The organism is Streptomyces gobitricini (assembly GCF_039532985.1).
In the GTDB taxonomy this organism is placed as follows: Bacteria; Actinomycetota; Actinomycetes; order Streptomycetales; family Streptomycetaceae; genus Streptomyces; species Streptomyces gobitricini.
This window is the reverse complement of record NZ_BAAASR010000002.1, coordinates 94,746-111,824: the sequence shown is the minus strand read 5'-3', so window position 1 is coordinate 111,824 and position 17,079 is coordinate 94,746. Positions and strand designations below refer to the sequence as shown.

At 71.4% G+C, this 17,079-nt stretch carries 17 protein-coding genes and 1 tRNA gene; 9 read left to right on the top strand and 9 right to left on the bottom strand.

The features are described 5' to 3' along the window. Positions 1-67 precede the first annotated feature (67 nt). The 5 genes from ABD347_RS01460 (at position 68) to ABD347_RS01440 (ending at position 4,437) form a co-directional block, all read left to right on the top strand. A complete protein-coding gene (locus ABD347_RS01460) occupies positions 68-553 on the top strand; it encodes a peroxiredoxin (RefSeq protein ID WP_344355406.1) in 486 nt (161 codons plus the stop codon). Between the two features lie 112 nt (positions 554-665). Continuing rightward, on the top strand, positions 666-1,241 hold the full coding sequence (locus ABD347_RS01455; protein ID WP_064071174.1) for a TerD family protein: 576 nt from the start codon (positions 666-668) through the stop codon (positions 1,239-1,241). A gap of 534 nt (positions 1,242-1,775) precedes the next feature. Beyond that, complete coding sequence (locus ABD347_RS01450; RefSeq protein WP_344355404.1) at positions 1,776-2,351, top strand: TerD family protein; 576 nt, start codon at positions 1,776-1,778, stop codon at positions 2,349-2,351. 82 nt (positions 2,352-2,433) lie between these two features. Beyond that, positions 2,434-3,558, top strand: a complete 1,125-nt coding sequence (locus ABD347_RS01445) for a DUF475 domain-containing protein (protein WP_344355402.1) — start codon at positions 2,434-2,436, stop codon at positions 3,556-3,558. A 138-nt stretch (positions 3,559-3,696) separates the two neighbouring features. Further along, complete coding sequence (locus ABD347_RS01440) at positions 3,697-4,437, top strand: TerD family protein (RefSeq protein ID WP_344355400.1); 741 nt, start codon at positions 3,697-3,699, stop codon at positions 4,435-4,437. 5 nt (positions 4,438-4,442) lie between these two features. Here the strand turns inward: ABD347_RS01440 and ABD347_RS01435 are convergent, their stop codons facing one another. Beyond that, complete coding sequence (locus tag ABD347_RS01435; RefSeq protein WP_344355398.1) at positions 4,443-5,408, bottom strand: TerD family protein; 966 nt, start codon at positions 5,406-5,408, stop codon at positions 4,443-4,445. A gap of 167 nt (positions 5,409-5,575) precedes the next feature. Between ABD347_RS01435 and ABD347_RS01430 the strand changes: the two genes are divergently transcribed. The 3 genes from ABD347_RS01430 to ABD347_RS01420 are packed head-to-tail and all read left to right on the top strand — an operon-like array spanning position 5,576 to position 10,118. Then, positions 5,576-6,739, top strand: a complete 1,164-nt coding sequence (locus ABD347_RS01430; RefSeq protein WP_344355397.1) for an HpcH/HpaI aldolase/citrate lyase family protein — start codon at positions 5,576-5,578, stop codon at positions 6,737-6,739. Between the two features lie 14 nt (positions 6,740-6,753). Further along, positions 6,754-9,300: a phosphoribosyltransferase gene (locus ABD347_RS01425; protein WP_344355395.1), complete on the top strand. Its 2,547-nt coding sequence runs from the start codon at positions 6,754-6,756 to the stop codon at positions 9,298-9,300. Continuing rightward, entirely contained in the window at positions 9,297-10,118 is an 822-nt protein-coding gene (locus tag ABD347_RS01420) for an HAD family hydrolase (protein ID WP_344355393.1), read from the top strand. The genes ABD347_RS01425 and ABD347_RS01420 overlap by 4 nt, the downstream gene beginning before the upstream one ends. Here ABD347_RS01420 and ABD347_RS01415 read toward each other — a convergent pair. From ABD347_RS01415 to ABD347_RS01400, 4 genes are all read right to left on the bottom strand, one after another. Beyond that, positions 10,087-10,698: a DedA family protein gene (locus tag ABD347_RS01415; RefSeq protein WP_344355390.1), complete on the bottom strand. Its 612-nt coding sequence runs from the start codon at positions 10,696-10,698 to the stop codon at positions 10,087-10,089. The two genes, ABD347_RS01420 and ABD347_RS01415, sit on opposite strands and share 32 nt — an antisense overlap. Before the next feature lie 605 nt (positions 10,699-11,303). After that, a complete protein-coding gene (locus ABD347_RS01410) occupies positions 11,304-11,522 on the bottom strand; it encodes an FmdB family zinc ribbon protein (protein WP_064071106.1) in 219 nt (72 codons plus the stop codon). A gap of 21 nt (positions 11,523-11,543) precedes the next feature. Then, the gene (locus tag ABD347_RS01405) at positions 11,544-12,887 is read right to left on the bottom strand and encodes a hypothetical protein (RefSeq protein ID WP_425575548.1); all 1,344 of its coding nucleotides are present in this window, start codon (positions 12,885-12,887) and stop codon (positions 11,544-11,546) included. A 73-nt stretch (positions 12,888-12,960) separates the two neighbouring features. After that, a complete protein-coding gene (locus ABD347_RS01400; RefSeq protein WP_425575564.1) occupies positions 12,961-13,713 on the bottom strand; it encodes a DUF4097 family beta strand repeat-containing protein in 753 nt (250 codons plus the stop codon). 190 nt (positions 13,714-13,903) lie between these two features. Between ABD347_RS01400 and ABD347_RS01395 the strand changes: the two genes are divergently transcribed. Next, positions 13,904-13,978, top strand: a tRNA-Val gene (locus ABD347_RS01395). Between the two features lie 100 nt (positions 13,979-14,078). Here the strand turns inward: ABD347_RS01395 and ABD347_RS01390 are convergent. From ABD347_RS01390 to ABD347_RS01375, 4 genes are read right to left on the bottom strand one after another with little or no spacing between them, the layout of a single operon-like run. After that, positions 14,079-15,209 carry a tyrosine-type recombinase/integrase gene (locus ABD347_RS01390; protein WP_344355385.1) on the bottom strand — a complete coding sequence of 377 codons (1,131 nt, stop codon included), beginning with the start codon at positions 15,207-15,209 and terminating at the stop codon, positions 14,079-14,081. Further along, entirely contained in the window at positions 15,209-15,421 is a 213-nt protein-coding gene (locus tag ABD347_RS01385; RefSeq protein WP_344355384.1) for a helix-turn-helix domain-containing protein, read from the bottom strand. Before ABD347_RS01385 ends, ABD347_RS01390 begins: the two co-directional genes overlap by 1 nt. After that, complete coding sequence (repSA, locus tag ABD347_RS01380; RefSeq protein WP_344355383.1) at positions 15,418-16,818, bottom strand: replication initiator protein RepSA; 1,401 nt, start codon at positions 16,816-16,818, stop codon at positions 15,418-15,420. The genes ABD347_RS01385 and repSA overlap by 4 nt, the downstream gene beginning before the upstream one ends. Continuing rightward, positions 16,815-17,003: a hypothetical protein gene (locus tag ABD347_RS01375; protein ID WP_344355382.1), complete on the bottom strand. Its 189-nt coding sequence runs from the start codon at positions 17,001-17,003 to the stop codon at positions 16,815-16,817. Before ABD347_RS01375 ends, repSA begins: the two co-directional genes overlap by 4 nt. Between the last annotated feature and the right edge of the window lie 76 nt (positions 17,004-17,079).

Here is a 17,079-nt window from a genome sequence, read left to right as displayed (position 1 = left end):
CGGGGGCCCTGTGCGTAGGGTGGGACCCCACGAGACCGGCGAGACCCGCGAAGGGATGCTTTCTGTCATGGCGATCGAGACGATCGAGACGACCGCGCCTGTCCAGGTCGGCACCAAGGCCCCGGACTTCGCGCTGAAGGACAACCACGGCCGTACCGTGGCGCTCGCGGACTTCCGCGGCCGTAAGAACGTCGTGCTCCTCTTCTACCCCTTCGCCTTCACCGGAGTGTGCACGGGCGAGCTGTGCGCGCTCCGCGACGAGCTGCCGAAGTTCGTCAACGACGACACCCAGCTCCTCGCCGTCTCCAACGACTCGATCCACACGCTCCGGGTCTTCGCCGATCAGGAGGGGCTGGAGTACCCGCTGCTGTCGGACTTCTGGCCGCACGGCGAGGTCTCGCGCGCGTACGGCGTCTTCGACGAGGAGAAGGGCTGCGCGGTCCGCGGCACCTTCATCATCGACAAGGACGGCGTCGTCCGCTGGACCGTCGTCAACGGCCTGCCGGACGCCCGTGACCTCAACGAGTACGTCGCGGCGCTCGACACCCTCTGAATCTTCGGCTCAAGTGCCCGCTCATGACGGGAACCGGTCACTAGGATCCATTCGTTGATCCGATGCCAACGCACCACGGGGGCGCTGCCCCTGGAAACCAATGGAGGGACTCGTGGGAGTCAGCCTCAGCAAGGGCGGCAACGTCTCGCTGACCAAGGAGGCCCCGGGCCTGACGGCAGTCACCGTCGGTCTGGGCTGGGACGTCCGCACCACCACCGGAACGGACTTCGACCTCGACGCCAGCGCCATTCTGGTCAACGCCGAGGGCAAGGTCCGCAACGACCAGGACTTCGTGTTCTTCAACAACCTGAAGAGCGCGGACGGCTCGGTCGAGCACACCGGTGACAACCTCACCGGTGAGGGCGAGGGCGACGACGAGCAGGTCAAGGTCGACCTGGCCAACGTCCCCGCCGACGTCGCCAAGATTGTCTTCCCGGTGTCGATCTACGACGCCGAGACCCGCCAGCAGTCCTTCGGCCAGGTCCGCAACGCGTTCATCCGCGTCGTGAACCAGGCCGGCGGCGCCGAGATCGCCCGCTACGACCTGAGCGAGGACGCCTCGACGGAGACCGCCATGGTCTTCGGCGAGCTGTACCGCAACGGCGCGGAGTGGAAGTTCCGCGCCGTGGGCCAGGGCTACGCCTCGGGTCTGCGCGGCATCGCGCAGGACTTCGGCGTCAACGTCTGACCCGCACCCCCGGCAACGGACGGCGCCGCACCGGCCCGCCCGCCCGGCCCGCCCCGGCGACGGAGCGGCGCCAAAGGCGGGCCGGCGCCACGGCCCCGTGCCACGGTCCCGTGCCACGGCCCGGTGCCACGGGGCGGCGCGCGTGCGCCCCGTACCCGTCGTCACGGCGCCGCCCGGACCTGCCCGGTACGGGCCCGCCGCGGGCGCACCGCCCGCGGCGCCGCCGGTACCGTCCGGCCACGGGCCACCGGCCCCGCTCTCGCGGCGGGGGCGGAAGGCCGTCCACGCGGCGGCCGCCGTCCCGGCCCGCGGGGTGGCCGCCCGGTGCGGGTGCCGTCCGTAGCGCTTGAGGGTGCACGGGCTCGACCGCCGTGCAGTCTCGTCCGGCGCCGCACGCTTCCGTGCGGCGCCGGACGTGCCTCACCCATCTGCTCCGGGCGCACCGCGACCGCGCTCCGGGCCGGGGGGCCGGGGGCCGGGGGCCTTCGTCCCCGGAACAACGCAGCAGCACTTCTCAGGGGAGGAACCACCGTCATGGGCGTCACGCTCGCCAAGGGAGGCAACGTCTCCCTCTCCAAGGCCGCACCCAACCTCACCCAGGTGCTGGTAGGACTCGGCTGGGACGCGCGCTCCACCACCGGAGCGCCCTTCGACCTCGACGCCAGCGCACTTCTCTGCCGGGAGGGCAGGGTGCTCGGCGACGAATGGTTCGTGTTCTACAACAACCTCACCAGCCCCGACGGCTCCGTCGAGCACACCGGTGACAACCTCACCGGCGAGGGCGACGGCGACGACGAGTCGCTGATCGTCGACCTCCCCAGGGTGCCGGCCGACGTGGACAAGATCATTTTTCCGGTGTCCATCCATGAGGCCGACAACCGGGGCCAGACCTTCGGCCAGGTCAGCAACGCCTTCATCCGCGTGGTCAACCAGGCCGACGGACAGGAGCTCGCGCGGTACGACCTCAGCGAGGACGCCTCCACCGAAACCGCGATGATCTTCGGCGAGCTCTACCGGTACGGCGGGGAGTGGAAGTTCCGGGCGGTAGGACAGGGGTACGCATCGGGGTTGCGGGGCATCGCTCTAGACTTCGGGGTCAATGTTTCCTGAAGCACGTCTCCGGGCTGGTCAAAGCCCGGCGCGCACGGCGCGGGGGAGACCCGTATCCGTACTTAACACGATTGGGTAGCCAGTGGTTCTGAAAACCTTCGGCTGGTCGTTCGCCGTCACGGCGCTCGGCCTAGCTTTCGCCGCCTGGCAGTGGGGCTGGGAGGCGTTCGGGATCGTACTGATCCTGTCGATCCTCGAGATCTCGCTGTCGTTCGACAACGCGGTGGTCAACGCCGGAATCCTCAAGAAGATGAACGCCTTCTGGCAGAAGATCTTCCTGACGATCGGCATTCTGATCGCGGTCTTCGGTATGCGGCTGGTCTTCCCCGTCGTGATCGTCGCCATCAGCGCCCAGGTCGGCCCCATCGAGGCCGTCCAGCTCGCCATGGACAACCCCGGGCGGTACGAGGATCTCGTCACCGACGCGCACGCCGCCATCGCCGCCTTCGGTGGCATGTTCCTGCTGATGATCTTCCTCGACTTCCTGTTCGAGGAGCGCGAGCACCAGTGGCTCACGTGGCTGGAGCGCCCGACCTCCAAGCTCGGCAAGGTCGACATGCTCTCGGTCTGCGTCGCGCTGATCGTCCTCATGATCACCGCCATGACCTTCGCCACCCAGGCACACACCAGCACCGGGCACGCCGACAAGGCGGCCACCGTGCTGCTGTCCGGCGTGGCGGGCCTGATCACCTACCTGATCGTCGGCGGCCTCTCCGGCTACTTCGAGAACAAGCTGGAGGAAGAGGAGGAGCGCGAGCACGAGGAGGAGGAGAAGGCGAAGAAGGAGGGCAAGCCGGTCTCCGCGGTCGGCCTCGCCGGCAAGGCGGCCTTCTTCCTCTTCCTGTACCTCGAGGTCCTGGACGCCTCCTTCTCCTTCGACGGAGTCATCGGCGCCTTCGCCATCACCAACCACATCTTCTGGATGGCGCTGGGCCTGGGCATCGGCGCGATGTACGTCCGGTCGCTCACCGTCTACCTGGTCCGCCAGGGCACGCTGGACGACTACGTCTACCTGGAGCACGGCGCGCACTACGCGATCGGCGCGCTGGCCGTCATCCTGCTCGTCACCATCCAGCACGAGATCAGCGAGATCGTCACCGGCCTCGTCGGGGTCTTCCTGATCGCCGCGTCCTTCCTGTCCTCCCTGCGCCGCAACAAGACGCTGGCGGCGGCGGGCGAGGAGGAGAAGACACACATCGCCGTGTGACATTCGCCGGACCCCGCCGGAGTGTGGCGGGCCCGGCATTGAGGAACGCTTCCGTTGCGGGGCGGCCGGGTGCTCCCGGCCGCCCCGCCGCGTATCCGAGCGGATCCCATGGGGGACCGGACGACTGGGGGTGGGAGCATGGCCTTCTGGGACAACCTGCGGCAGAACAACGCGGCGCAGTTCGACTCGGGCAGCGCCTCGACGAACGCCATCGATCTGACCAAGCGCCGCCCGTCGGTCTCGCTCAGCAAGCAGGGCGCGGCGACCGGGAACCTGCGCGTCAACCTCTCGTGGCGGATGCGCACCTCCGACATCGAGAGCCGGTCCAAGAGGAGCGGACGGCTGCTGAGGCATCCCCTCAAGCTCTTCAAACCCGACGTGGTCCAGGCCCACACGCAGGGCGTGGTCAACGTGGACCTGGACATCGGCTGCCTGTACGAACTGAAGGACGGCACCAAAGGTGTGGTCCAGCCGCTCGGCGGCTTCTTCGGGGACCTCAACTCACCGCCGTACGTGAAGCTCAGCGGCGACGACCGGTTCGGCGCACCGTCCGGCGAGACGATCTTCGTCAACCTCGACCACCGGGACGCGATCAAGCGCCTGCTGTTCTTCGTCTACATCTACGACCAGACTCCCGCGTTCGACCGTACGCACGCCACGATGACGCTGTACCCGAGCAACGGCCCGCGCATCGAGATCGAGCTCGACGAGCGCGCCCCGCAGGCCCGTTCCTGCGCGGTGTTCATGCTGGAGAACGTCAAGGACGAGCTGGTGGTACGGCGCGAGGTCCGCTTCGTGTACGGCTTCCAGGCCGAGCTGGACCGGCTGTACGGCTGGGGCATGCAATGGGGGCGAGGCTTCAAGGCCGGCAAGGTCTGAGGCGGTCAGGCACGGACGAACTGCGGCCCCATCGGCGGCAACCGGAAGTTCGGGTCCGGCGCGGGCGCGGCGGCCGCGGCGGGCTGTGGGTAGCCGTACGCCGGCTGCCCCTGGCCGGGCTGCCCCGCGCCCGGCTGCCCCTGGCCCGGCCGGGCCGGGTCGTGGGGCGGATAGCCGTACGCGGGCTGGGGTGAACCGGACTGCGGGTAGCCGTACGCGGGCGCGCCTGCCGGGGGCGGGGGCGGGGGAGAGGCGGGCACCGGGGGCGCCACCGGCGCGGGGGGCGCCGCGGCACCCGCCGGGGGCGCGGGGACCGCGGTGGTGGGCGCGGTCGCCGACGCGTCCGCCGCGGCGGCCCGGCCATCCGGCGCCGCGCCTTCCTCCGCCTCCCGGGCCTCTCCCGCCCCGTCCGCCTCCTCGGCCTCGTCCACCGAGATCCCGAACGCCGTGGCCAGACCGATCAGCCCGGTCGGGTAGCCCTGCCCCACCGCGCGGAACTTCCAGCCCTCCCCGCGGCGGTACAGTTCGCCGCAGATGATGGCCGTCTCCTCGCCCGTCTCCGGCTTCACCTCGAAGACCGCCAGCGGCTCCGTGGCGCCGGAGCCGGCGTCGTACAGCAGGATCCGCAGATCGCGTACAGAGTCGAAGGTGTCCCCGTCCGACGACGCCGCCAGCACCACCTGGTCCACCGAGGCGTCCAGCGCCGCCAGGTCCGCCTCGACCGTGTCGGTCAGGCCCTCCGGCACACGCTTCTTCGACAGCCGCCGCACCAGCCCCGAGGGGTGGCGCGGCTGGTTGTAGAAGACGAAGTCCTCGTCCGAACGCACCCGCCCGTCCGTCCCGAGCAGCAGGGCGGAGGCGTCCACGTCCGGCACCCCGGGGCCGGGGGTCCAGCACAGTACGGCCCGTACGGCCGCGGCGTCGAGCGGGACGTTCGAGCCCTTCAGCATGGCGTGCGTCATGCCCGACATCCTGCCTGGCGGCCCGCGCGGCGGACAACGCGGGGGCCGCGCGGCGGGGGCGAGAAGCGGACGAGTTACCTGAAGTTCATGACCTCGGGGAACCTGGGCCACCGGTCCCTACGTACTATTACCGGCCACATGTCATCAGGGCCGTCACGGTAGTACGGGGGAGACTCATGCGTCATTTCGGGCACATCCCGGCCACTGCCCGGGCCGCGCTCTTCCACCGCGAACCGTGCGAGTTCGGCGCCGACTCCCCGGTACACGTCCTCGCGGCCGCTCTCGGAGCCACGCTCTACAGCCCCGCGACCCGGCCACGGCTCGCCGACGACGTGATGAAGCAGGTGCGGCGCGGCGTCGTGTCGATGGTCCTGTGCCTGGAGGACTCCATCGACGACCGTGACGTCGCCGGGGCGGAGGAGAACCTCGTCCGCCAGTTCGCCGACCTGGAACAGCGGGACGGCGAGCCGCCGCTGCTCTTCATCCGGGTACGGGAAGCGGGACAGATCTCCGACCTGGTGCGGCGCCTCGGACCGTCCGTACGGCTGCTGTCCGGATTCGTTCTGCCCAAGTTCACCGAGGAGCGCGGCGGGGCGTTCATGGAGGCCCTGACCGTGGCCGAGAACATGTGCGGGCGGCGGCTGTTCGCCATGCCCGTACTGGAGTCGCCCGAGCTGCTCCACCTGGAGACCAGGCGCGAGACGCTCGCCGGTATCGGGCGGACCGTCGACAAGTACCGGGACCGGGTCCTCGCGCTGCGCCTCGGCGTCACCGACTTCTGCTCCGCGTACGGACTGCGCCGCTCGCCCGACATGACGGCGTACGACGTCCAGATCGTCGCCGGCGTCATCGCGGACGTCGTCAACGTCCTGGGCCGGTCCGACGGCACCGGCTTCACCATCACCGGCCCGGTCTGGGAGTACTTCCGCCTCCAGGAACGTATCTTCAAGCCGCAGCTGCGCCGCAGCCCCTTCACGGAGCAACGTGCCGACGAGCTGCGCACCGCCCTGATCGAGCACGACCTGGACGGGCTGCTGCGGGAGATCGAGCTGGACCGGGCCAACGGTCTGCTCGGCAAGACCTGCATCCACCCGTCCCACGTGCTGCCCGTGCACGCGCTGTCCGTCGTCAGTCACGAGGAGTACAGCGACGCCCAGGACATCCTGCGGCCCGACCGGGACGGCGGCGGGGTGCTGCGCAGCGCCTACACGAACAAGATGAATGAAGTGAAACCCCACCGCGCATGGGCCGAGCGGACCCTCCAGCGGGCGGAGGTCTTCGGCGTCGCGAAGGAGGACGTCGGCTTCGTGGAGCTGCTGGCCGCGGGACTGGTCAAGTGAAGGGGAACGGAAACGTGACGGTCTGGTCGGGTACGTGGGTGTCGGAGCGGCTCGGGGTCGAGCTGACCGGCGACCGGCGGTTGCGCGAGCTGCTGGGCCTGGCGCTGCGGCGCAACCCGAAGCGGGCGCACCTGCTCGTCTCCAACGTGCTCGGCAAGCACGTCCCGCAGAGCCCGGGTGTGGTGTGGCGGTCGGGCCACGACCTGGGCGTACGGGTCCGTGAGCTGCTCGGCCCCGCCGACGCCGCGCGGGCCGTGGTGCTCGGGTACGCGGAGACGGCGACCGGACTGGGGCACTCGGTCGCCGACGGCCTGGCGGTGGCGCCGTACCTGCACTCCACGCGCCGCCCGGTACCCGGGGTCACCCGGGCGGGCGGTTTCGAGGAGTCCCACTCCCACGCCACCTCCCACCTCCTGCTCCCCGAGGACCCGGCGCTCCTCGCCGGGCCCGGACCGCTGGTGCTGGTCGACGACGAGTTCTCCACCGGCAACACGGTGCTCAACACGGTGCGTGCCCTCCACGCGCGCTACCCGCGCGAGCGGTACGTGATAGTCGCGCTCGTCGACATGCGCTCGGCCGCCGACCAGGACCGCCTGGAGACCTTCGCCTCGGAGATCGGGGCCCGCGTGGACCTGGTCACCCTGGCCGCCGGCACGGTACGGCTGCCCGAGGGCGTCCTGGAACGCGGCCAGGCCCTGGTGGGCGAGCACGAAGCGGCGGGTGCGGGCGTGAGTGCGGGGCCGGGCTCGGGTGCGGCTGCGGGCGCTGGGGCAGGCGCGGGTGCGGGGCCGGGCCGGGGAGCCGGGAGGCGTGCGGGCGCTGGTGCCGCGGGCGCCGGTGGCGTGGCGTCGGCCGCGTCCGTGCGGCGCGTCGAGCTCGGGTGGCCGGACGGCGTACCCGACGGGGGCCGGCACGGCTTCACGCCCGCCCACCGCGCCCGCCTGGAAGCCGCGCTGCCCGCCATGGCCGCCCGCCTCGCCGACGCGCTGGGTCCAGCCCGGGGCACCACGGGGCAGGACGCCCCCCGCCGCGTGCTCGTGCTGGGCTGCGAGGAGCTGATGTACGCGCCGCTCGCGCTGGGCGTCGCACTCGAGGAGCGCGGCGGCGCCGAGGTGCGGTTCTCGACCACCACCCGCTCGCCCGTCCTCGCCGTCGACGACCCCGGCTACGCGATCCGCACCCGGCTCGTCTTCCGCGCGCACGACGACCCCGCCGACGGGCCCGGCGACCGGTACGCCTACAACGTCGCGGGTGCCGGCTTCGACGCCGTCGTCGCCGTCGTCGACTCGGCCGCCGACACCCCCGCGCTCCACGCCCCGGACGGGCTGCTCGCGCAGCTCGCCGCGCACGTACCGCAGGTGCTGCTGGCCGTCGTACCGTCCTACGTCCCCGCCGAAGCCCCCGCCGAAAGGGCCACCATGCTGCCCGAGCCTCTCCGAGGCCCCGCCTTCTCGTCCTACGCCCCCGAGGAGGTCGGCTGGCTCCTCCAGGACCTCTCGGACGTCCAGCTGGAGGCCCCGACCGAGGAGCGCGAGGAGGCGATCCAGAGCGGCGGCGCCCACTACGCGGAGTCCCTGCCCGTCGAGTACCAGCCCAGCGACCAGTACCAGGCCCTCTTCCACGCCGCGCTCGGCACCTCCGCCGCCCGGATCGCCCGCGCCGTCGGCACCGTCACCGAGACGGTCCTCGCCGAGCGGTCCCCTCGCCCCGTGCTCGTGTCGCTGGCCCGCGCCGGCACCCCCGTCGGCGTACTCATGCGCCGCTGGGCGCTCCACCGGCACGGCCTCGACCTCCCGCACTACGCCGTGTCCATCGTGCGCGGCCGGGGCATCGACGCCAACGCGCTGCGCTGGCTCCAGCAGCACCACGACCCCGCCGACGTCGTCTTCGTCGACGGCTGGACCGGCAAGGGCGCCATCACCCGCGAACTGGCGGCGGCCCTGGAGGACTTCCCCGGCTTCGACCCGGAGATCGCCGTCCTCGCCGATCCCGGATCCTGCGTCCGCACCTACGGCACCCGCGAGGACTTCCTCATCCCCTCCGCCTGCCTCAACTCCACCGTCTCCGGCCTCATATCGCGCACGGTGCTCCGCGCCGACCTCGTCGGCCCGGACGACTTCCACGGCGCCAAGTTCTACCGTGAACTCGCCGGCACCGACGTCTCCCGCACCTTCCTCGACACCGTCGCCGCCCACTTCGACGATGTCACCACCGCCGTCGACGCCGACGCCAAGGAACTCCTCGCCACCGACCGCACCCCCACCTGGGACGGCTGGTCCGCCGTCGAGCGGATCAGCGACGAGTACGGCATCCACGACGTCAACCTGGTCAAGCCCGGCGTCGGCGAGACCACCCGCGTCCTGCTGCGCCGCGTCCCCTGGAAGATCCTCGCCCAGCGAGGCGCGGGCGCCGACCTCGACCACGTGCGGCTGCTGGCCGAACAGCGCGGCGTACCGGTCGAGGAGGTCGACGACCTGCACTACACCTGCGTCGGGCTGATCCACCCCAAGTACACCAAGGGCGCGACAGGCGCCGACGGCAGGGCGGTGACCGGCCGATGACCGTGACCAGCCTCGTCGCCAGCGACCTCGACCGCACGCTCATCTACTCCGCCGCCGCCCTCGGCCTGACCATGCCGGACGCCGAAGCACCGCGCCTGCTGTGCGTCGAGACGTACCAGCACCAGCCCCTGTCGTACGTGACGGAGACCGCCGCCGCCCTGCTGACCGAACTGCCGCAGCACGCCGTCTTCGTACCCACCACCACCCGCACCCGCGAGCAGTACCACCGCATCCGGCTCCCCGGACCCCCTCCCCGGTACGCGATCTGCGCCAACGGCGGACACCTGCTGGTCGACGGCGCCTCCGACCCCGACTGGCGGCGTACCGTCGCCACCCGCCTCGCCGACGAGTGCGCCACCCTCGCCGAGGTCCGTGACCACCTGCTGACCGTCGCCGACCCGGCCTGGCTCCTGAAGGAACGCGTCGCCGAGGACCTCTTCGCCTACCTGGTCGTCGAACGCGCCCTGCTGCCCGACGAGTGGATGAAGGAACTGGCCGCGTGGGCCGCGCCGCGCGGCTGGGCCGTCTCCCTCCAGGGACGCAAGGTGTACGCCGTCCCCCAGCCCCTCACCAAGAGCGCCGCGGTCCGCGAAGTCGCCCGCCGCGCCGGGACCGACCGCGTGCTGGCCGCCGGTGACTCACTGCTTGACGCCGATCTGCTGCTCGCCGCGGACCGGGGCTGGCGGCCCGGCCACGGGGAGCTCGCCGAAACCGGGTGGAGCGCCGGCCACGTCGACGTACTGGAGGAACGGGGCGTGGCGGCGGGCGAGGAGATCCTCCGCCGGTTCAGCTCCGCCGTGCGCCCGTCCCCGGCCTGAGGACCCGGACCCCGACGAACGCCACCACCGAGCCGACGGCCACCACCAGCACCACCTTCGAGTACAGCGACACGTAGTGGGTCACCTGCTCCCAGTTGTCACCCAGCGCGTAACCGGCGAGGACGAACGCGGTGTTCCAGATGGCGCTGCCGAGCGTCGTCAGCCAGAGGAACACCGGCAGCGGCATGCGCTCGACACCGGCCGGGACGGATATGAGGCTCCGGAAGACAGGGATCATCCGCCCGAAGAACACCGCCTTGGTGCCGTGCCGTCCGAACCACGCCTCCGTCCGCTCGATGTCGCTGACCTTGACCAGCGGCAGCCTGCTCGCGATGGCGATCGTCCGCTCCCGGCCGAGCAGCGCCCCGACTCCGTACAGCGCGAGTGCGCCGATGACCGAGCCGGCCGTCGTCCACAGCAGCGCGGCGACGAGATCGATCCGGCCGGTCGCGGAGGCGAACCCCGCCATCGGCAGGATCACCTCGCTGGGCAGCGGCGGGAAGAGGTTCTCCAAGGCGATCGCGAGTCCCGCGCCTGGCGCACCGAGGGTGTCCATGAGGCTGTTGATCCAGCGTTCCATGACTCCACGTTAGAAAAACGGAGCTGAAGGCACACTGAAGGCCTCCGCAGACATTTCCTGTGGTTCTCCGCAGTGTGCCGGGCGGGTTCGCCGGCGTACGGCGCTCGGCGCTTGAAGGCAGCCGCACAGGATCGCCTGAGGGCGACCGGCCCGGCCCGCGCCGCTCCCCGGGCCGACCCCGAGCCTCGTGAAGGGAACTGGAGCGGCGCGCCGCCCAGTTGGCCACGGACCACGGAGACCGTGGCCCCGTCCACGACGTACGGCGCCGTGGCGGGCCCCCGGCCGCGCGACGGGGGTCCCGCAGCGGCTCGTTCCCCCCTCGGCATACCCATCGACCGCGCCCCGCGCCCTGTGGACGCGCGTGGACGATCGGGCGTTCCGGCGGGGCTTACGGCGGTGGCGGGGGCCGATCCGCGGGTCGGCGGGGCCGGGCCGGGCCGTGAGCCGGGTGGCGGCACGAACGGCGCGTCGCTGTGCGGCTGAGCGTCATGCGAGGCACCGTGCGGCGGCACACACCGACGCGATCTCCGGCACGCCGGCGCTCAGCGGCGCCGGACCAACGGGCTGCGCCCCCTCGCTCCCTCGGCAGCGGTCCCGAGCGGGAATCAGCCGCAGCAGCCGCCGCCGCAGCACCCGCCGCCCCCGCCCTGGGACGGCGCGGGCGCGCCACCCTTGGCCGTACCGCCCACGGCGACGGCGGACAGCAGCTTGACGGTGTCGTCGTGACCGGCAGGGCAGGCCGCGGGCGCGGACGACTCGGCCATGGGACGGTTCAGTTCGAACGTGTCTCCGCAGGTGCGGCAGCGGTACTCGTAGCGAGGCATGGCCCCAGGTTAACCGCGCCGTCAGCCTCCGCCGCCCCGGTCTTCCCTGATCATCTCCACCACACGCGCCACCGACGCCCGCACCGCCTCCGTCTCGGTCAGGAAGTGCCAGTAGTCCGGATGCCGGCCTTCCAGCCCCTCGATCGCCCGGTCCAGCCGGGCCACCGAGTCGTCCAGAGGCCGGGCATGGCGCGGCTCGGGAGTGTGCCGCCCGGCCATGGCGAGCCGCTGGGCGTCCCGGATCGCGAAGCGGGTGCGCTGAATCTCCGCCTCCGGGTCCTTGGAGACGGCGTTCAACCGGTTGAGCCGGTCACCGGCGGCCGATACGGCCTCATCGGCGCCGTTCAGCAGGGCCCGCACGGTCGAGAGCATCGCCGTCGCGTCGGCCCACCGCTGCTCCGCGCGGGCCTGGGCCGCCTCCCGCAGCTTCCCCTCCGCCTGGTGGACACTCTCGGCGGCCTGCTCGGGCACATGCTGGAGGTCCTGCCAGCAGGCGGCACTGAACCGGCGGCGCAGCTCGCTCAGGACCGGCTCGACAGCTGCGGCACGGTTCCAGAGCGCCTGCGCACGCGTCCGGAGGGAGACCAGCCGCTTGTCCGTCTCGGCCGCCCGCTCCGGCAGCCGTTCCGCCTCCGCCCGCACCGCCTCGGCGTCCCGCAGGACCCGGTCGGCCCGCTGCAACGTCTCGGCGACGCCGTGCTGTCCGGCACCCTGATTGAGCTTGGTCAGCTCCGGCCCGAGGGCGGCGAGTCGCGCCGCGAGATCATCCGCGCGCAGCCCGGAACCGCGTGCCGCGTCGAGAGCGTTGCTCGCGGAGAGGAGCGCCGCCCGCGCCCGCTCGACGGCGGGCGCCAGCCTCGCGAGCTGGGTCTCCGCCTTGTCCAGCAGCGGCCCGAGCCCCTGCTCGAACTGCTCCAGCTCGCCCTTCACCCGCAGCAGGTCGTCCTTGGCGCGGTTCAGCTCGCCGCGCGCTCGCGAGGCGATCGAGGCCTCCAGATCGTCACGGTCGAGGTCGTAAGCGTCGACCGCCGTGATGTACGCGTGGCTCACCTCGTCGATCCGCCTGCCCAGCGCGGCGAAGTCGTCCACGGCCCGGCGCGCCCCCGGCGACGCGTCCACCGCCGTGATCGTCTCGATCGAGATCCGCAGGTCCCGCTGGGCCGTGTCCAACTCGTAGAACGCCGCCGCTGCCGCGTCCTTCGCTGCCTGCGCGTCAGCCCGCTGGCTCTCCCCGCGTCCGCCGAACCAGCGCCGCGTGCCACCGCCGGCGAAAGCCCCGGGCACCGCGACGAGCACCAATGGCACCGGCAACAACATCAGCGCGAGCACATCTCTCACGTACCGCCGCGCGTGTGTCGCCGTCACATCCGCTCCCGTGCCGTGTGTCCGCCCCTGACCGGTTCATTGTCCCATCAGTAAGGACGAACACACGGGCCCGTTAGTTCGCGCCTCGGACCGTGACTTGCCCATTGTCACTGTGTGCCTTCACCACGTGTCCGCTGCGTTCGCCTGCCGGGACCTCCACCTTCACCTCGCCGTTCTCGCTCCCCGCCCGCACCGCGTACCGGGTGGTCCCGCGCGGCAGTTCGACGGCGATGTCACCGTTGTCGGTCACGGCCTCCACCCGGTCCGGCACCGCCCTGAGCGCGAGACGTATCTCCCCGTTCGCCGAGCGCGCCACCACGCTCTTCGACGTGGCGCCCTCCACCCGCACGTCCCCGTTGTCACTCCGCACATCCACCGGACCCGCCGCGTCCCGCACGGTCACCGTGCCGTTGTCCGACGTGACTTTGAGCGCCGTCCGGAACCCCTCGGCGGTCACGTCCCCGTTACCGTCGCGCACCGTCACCGCCACCCCCCGAGGCACCCGCACCTCATGCCGCGCCGCACAGTCGCTCACCAGCGCGTCGCACTCCACCCGCAGCGTCAGCGTGCCGTGCTCCAGCTTCCACACCGGAGCGGGTCCGTTTCCCATCACCACCCACCCCTCGACCTGACGGCTGACCTCCACGTCCTTCACATCCGCCGGCACGAGCACCAGCTCCGAGTCGTCCGCGTCCACGACCAGCGTCTCGCCCCGGAACCCGAACGCCTTCCGCTCCACCTGCGCCTCGTCCGCCCGGGCACCCCCGCACCCCGAGACGCCGAACACCCCCAGCACCATCCCGCCGATCACGACGGCCACCCACATCCGGCGTGCACCCACGACGACTCCCCCTCCGGTCCTCCGTATCTCACCGCTCACGCTACGTGTCCGCCTCGTCCCGCCACGATCCGGCCACCCACCCTCCCTCAGGTAGGGCTAACCCCCGCCCACGGCCCCTGGGCCCCGGGTTTGCAGGATGCACGGGTCCGGCATGTACGCTGTTCACTCACTCCACGGGTGCGTAGCTCAGGGGTAGAGCGCTGCTCTTACAAAGCAGATGTCGGCGGTTCGAAACCGTCCGCGCCCACCAGTAGGCAGCACGACAAAGGCCCAGGCCACCGGTACTGAACCGGGAGCCTGGGCCTTGTTCGTTCCTCCGCCGTCACGGAGGGGAGCGGGCGGCGTGCCACTCACGTGCCAGATGGTCCGTTCCGATCTCGAACCTTCCGGATCTGGCGGTCCACGTGATCAGCGATCTCATGGTCGCGACCGTTGACCAGATGCTGATAGATCAGCGCCGCCCGTACCGACGAGTGCCCCATCCGGTGCATCAGCTCCCGCGTGGTCGCGCCACCAGTGGCCGCCAGGGTGTTGCCCGTGTGCCGCAGGTCGTGGAAGTGGACGTCGCCGAGACCGGCCTGGGGGAGGGCACGAAGCCAGATGCGGCGGAAGTTGTTGCGGCGCAGCATGCCGCCGCGAGGCCCGACGAAGACGAGTCCGTTGCGGCCGGCCCCGGAGTACTCGGAGAGGTGGGCTTGCAGCTCCTCGACCAGCGAGGCCGGGAACGCGACCGTACGGATGCCCGCTGCGCTCTTCGGCGTCTTGATCAGCAAGCCGTCCGTACGCGTCTCGGCGGCAGCCCGGCGGACGGAGACGACGCGGCGCTCCAGGTCCACGTCATGCCGCTGGAGTGCGGCCAGCTCCCCGAACCGCAGCGACGTGAAGGCGGCGAGCAGGATCAACGCTCGGTAGCGCTCGGGGACGACGTCGGCGAGCCGGAACACCTCGGCGACCGTGAGGAAGGGACGCTCAGCCGTTTTCGTGGCACCGGCACCCTTGATCCGGCACGGGTTGCGCTGGATCAGCCCGTCATCAACCGCCGTATTCATGATCGCCCGAAGGATCTGGTACGCCTTCACCACGGTCGGTTCGCCCACGCCGCTGTCGAGAAGGCCGACACGCCAACGCCGGATCTGCGGTGTGCTGATGTCACCCACGTTGACGTCGCGGAACGTCGGCAGGATGTGCAGGCGCAGAGCACTGCCGTTGCGCTCGCGTGTGGTTGCCGCGTAGTCGCGCTCCTTGAACCAGGCGTCGGCGTACGTCCCGAATGGGATCTTGTCGTCCGGATTCTGCCAGCGGCCCTCGATGATCTCGGCTTCCTTGCGGACCAGCCACCGGTCAGCATCCGTCTGCCTCGCGAAGGTCTGCGGTGCCGCACGGAGCAGCCCGTCGGGGCCTCGATAGCGCGCCTGAAAGCGCCCCGACGGCAGCTTGCGCACCGAGCCGAAACGGCGTTTCTTGCCCTTGCCGTTGGCCATCAGGCCACCGCCCGAAGCGCAGACTGAGCCAGCGGAACCGGGAGCACGGTATTCGCCGCGATGAACGACTCCAAGGCGCTCTCCGGAATGCGCACATGGCGGCCGACCTTGACGAACACGATGCGCCGCTCGGCTATCAGGCGACGCGGGAAACGCTCCGTCGTCCCCAGGTACTCGGCGACTTCAGCAACGCTCAGCAGCCGATCCTTCATGCACTTTCTCCTTCCAGGGCGAGTTGGTCGTGGAGGGCTTCGCGGGCGGTTTCGCGGTTGAGCTGGAGGTCTCGGGCGATGGAGGCCGCGAGGATGGATTCGCCGGGGGTGTGGCCGTGTCCGGCGTACTGCCAGTCGGCGAGGACGAGGACGGTGTCGTCCTGGTCGTGCTCGGGGTCGGGCAGGCCGAGGGCTTCGCGTTGCTGGGCGGCGCGGTAGTCGGCGCGGATCTGGCGGAGTGCGCCGAGGGTGGTGGAGTAGCGGCGGGACTTGGTGGAGAAGTGGCCGCGGAAGCCGAGCATGTGAGCCCAGGCCCACAGGCGCCGTTCCGGATAGATGGGGTCGAGTTCCTTGCAGGCCCGGATGAGGCGCTGTGCGTGTTCGGGGACCTGGTGGCGGTCGAGTTCGGCGAGTTCGCCGATGCGGCGGTCCAGGGTGCCGGTCGTTTCGGCGGCTTTGGTGGCGTACTTGGCGACGTAGGAGGCGACGGCTTGTTCGGTGATGTCGGTGCCGGCCTCGAAGGCGCGGATGGGCCGGATGTCGAGCTGGGTGCCCCAGCGAAGGGTGCGGGCGGGTTGGTCGGCGGCGGCCGGGACGGTGATGGTCGTGTACGGGTGGGCGATGGCTGCGCGGATGGCGTCGGTGAGCAGCTGCACGGTGGCCCAGGCGGGCGGCGAGTCCTCGGGGCCGTCCGGGCCGTCGAGGCGGATGACGGCGTGGAAGTGGACGGCGCCGCGCTTCTGGAACTCGGCGACCTTGCCGTAGGAGAGGCGGGCAGCCTCCTTCAGCTCCCGTTGGGTGAGTCCGGCGCGGGCGGCGATCTCACGGCGGAGCCGGTTGGTGAAGCGCTGCCAGAGGTGTCCCGCGTTGTTGTTGAACAACACGGAGCACGCGTAGTCGTAGGTGTCCGGGTCCAGCGCGGTGCCGAGGGTGTCGTCGTCAGGTGCGTGGGCGGTGCCGCAGCGGCAGCGGCCGGAGTCCGGGCGGTTGTGGACCGGACCGAAGGACGGTGCGGTGAGGGTGGTGAAGACGCGGGGGTGTTCGCGGACGGTGGTGGGGACGTCCTTGTCCCGGTCACCTGCGAGTCCGGCGCGGATCAGGTGGTAGGTGTCGGCGGCGTACATCCAGGCGCAGGCCGGGCAGCGGGAGGCGCGGCGGTTGCCGCAGGCCAGGCGGAGGCGCCCGCCGGGCTCATCCTCGGTGGAGTAGCGGTGCAGGACCTCGCCGGTGGTTTTGTCCTTGGTGACGGTCCAGCCGGTGAGGTGGATCGGGTTGGCGCAGCCTCCGGTGCGGCGGATCTGGTCTTGCCAGCGGTCGAAGCCCGGTGACCCGGCCACCCGCAGCAGATCGCCGAGGGTGACCGGGTCCAGGCCCGCGAAGGTCGCGGTGTTGGTCATGCGCGGCCCCCGGCGAGGGCAGCGGCGCGGGCGGGTCGGGTGCCGGCGCCGTGGCAGGCCGGGCAGTGGACGGTGATGACGCGCAGGTGTCCGTGCCGGTCGCGGCCGCCGAGAGTCACGGCGGCGGAAGCGAAGCCGTCGCAGACCGGGCAGATACGCGGTGCGGGGTGGGCGTGGTCGGTCATGATGAGGGTTCCTTCCGGATCAGTGGTTCGGACAGGGGCACGGCTCCCGGGGCGGACGACACTTGGCGGTAGAGGC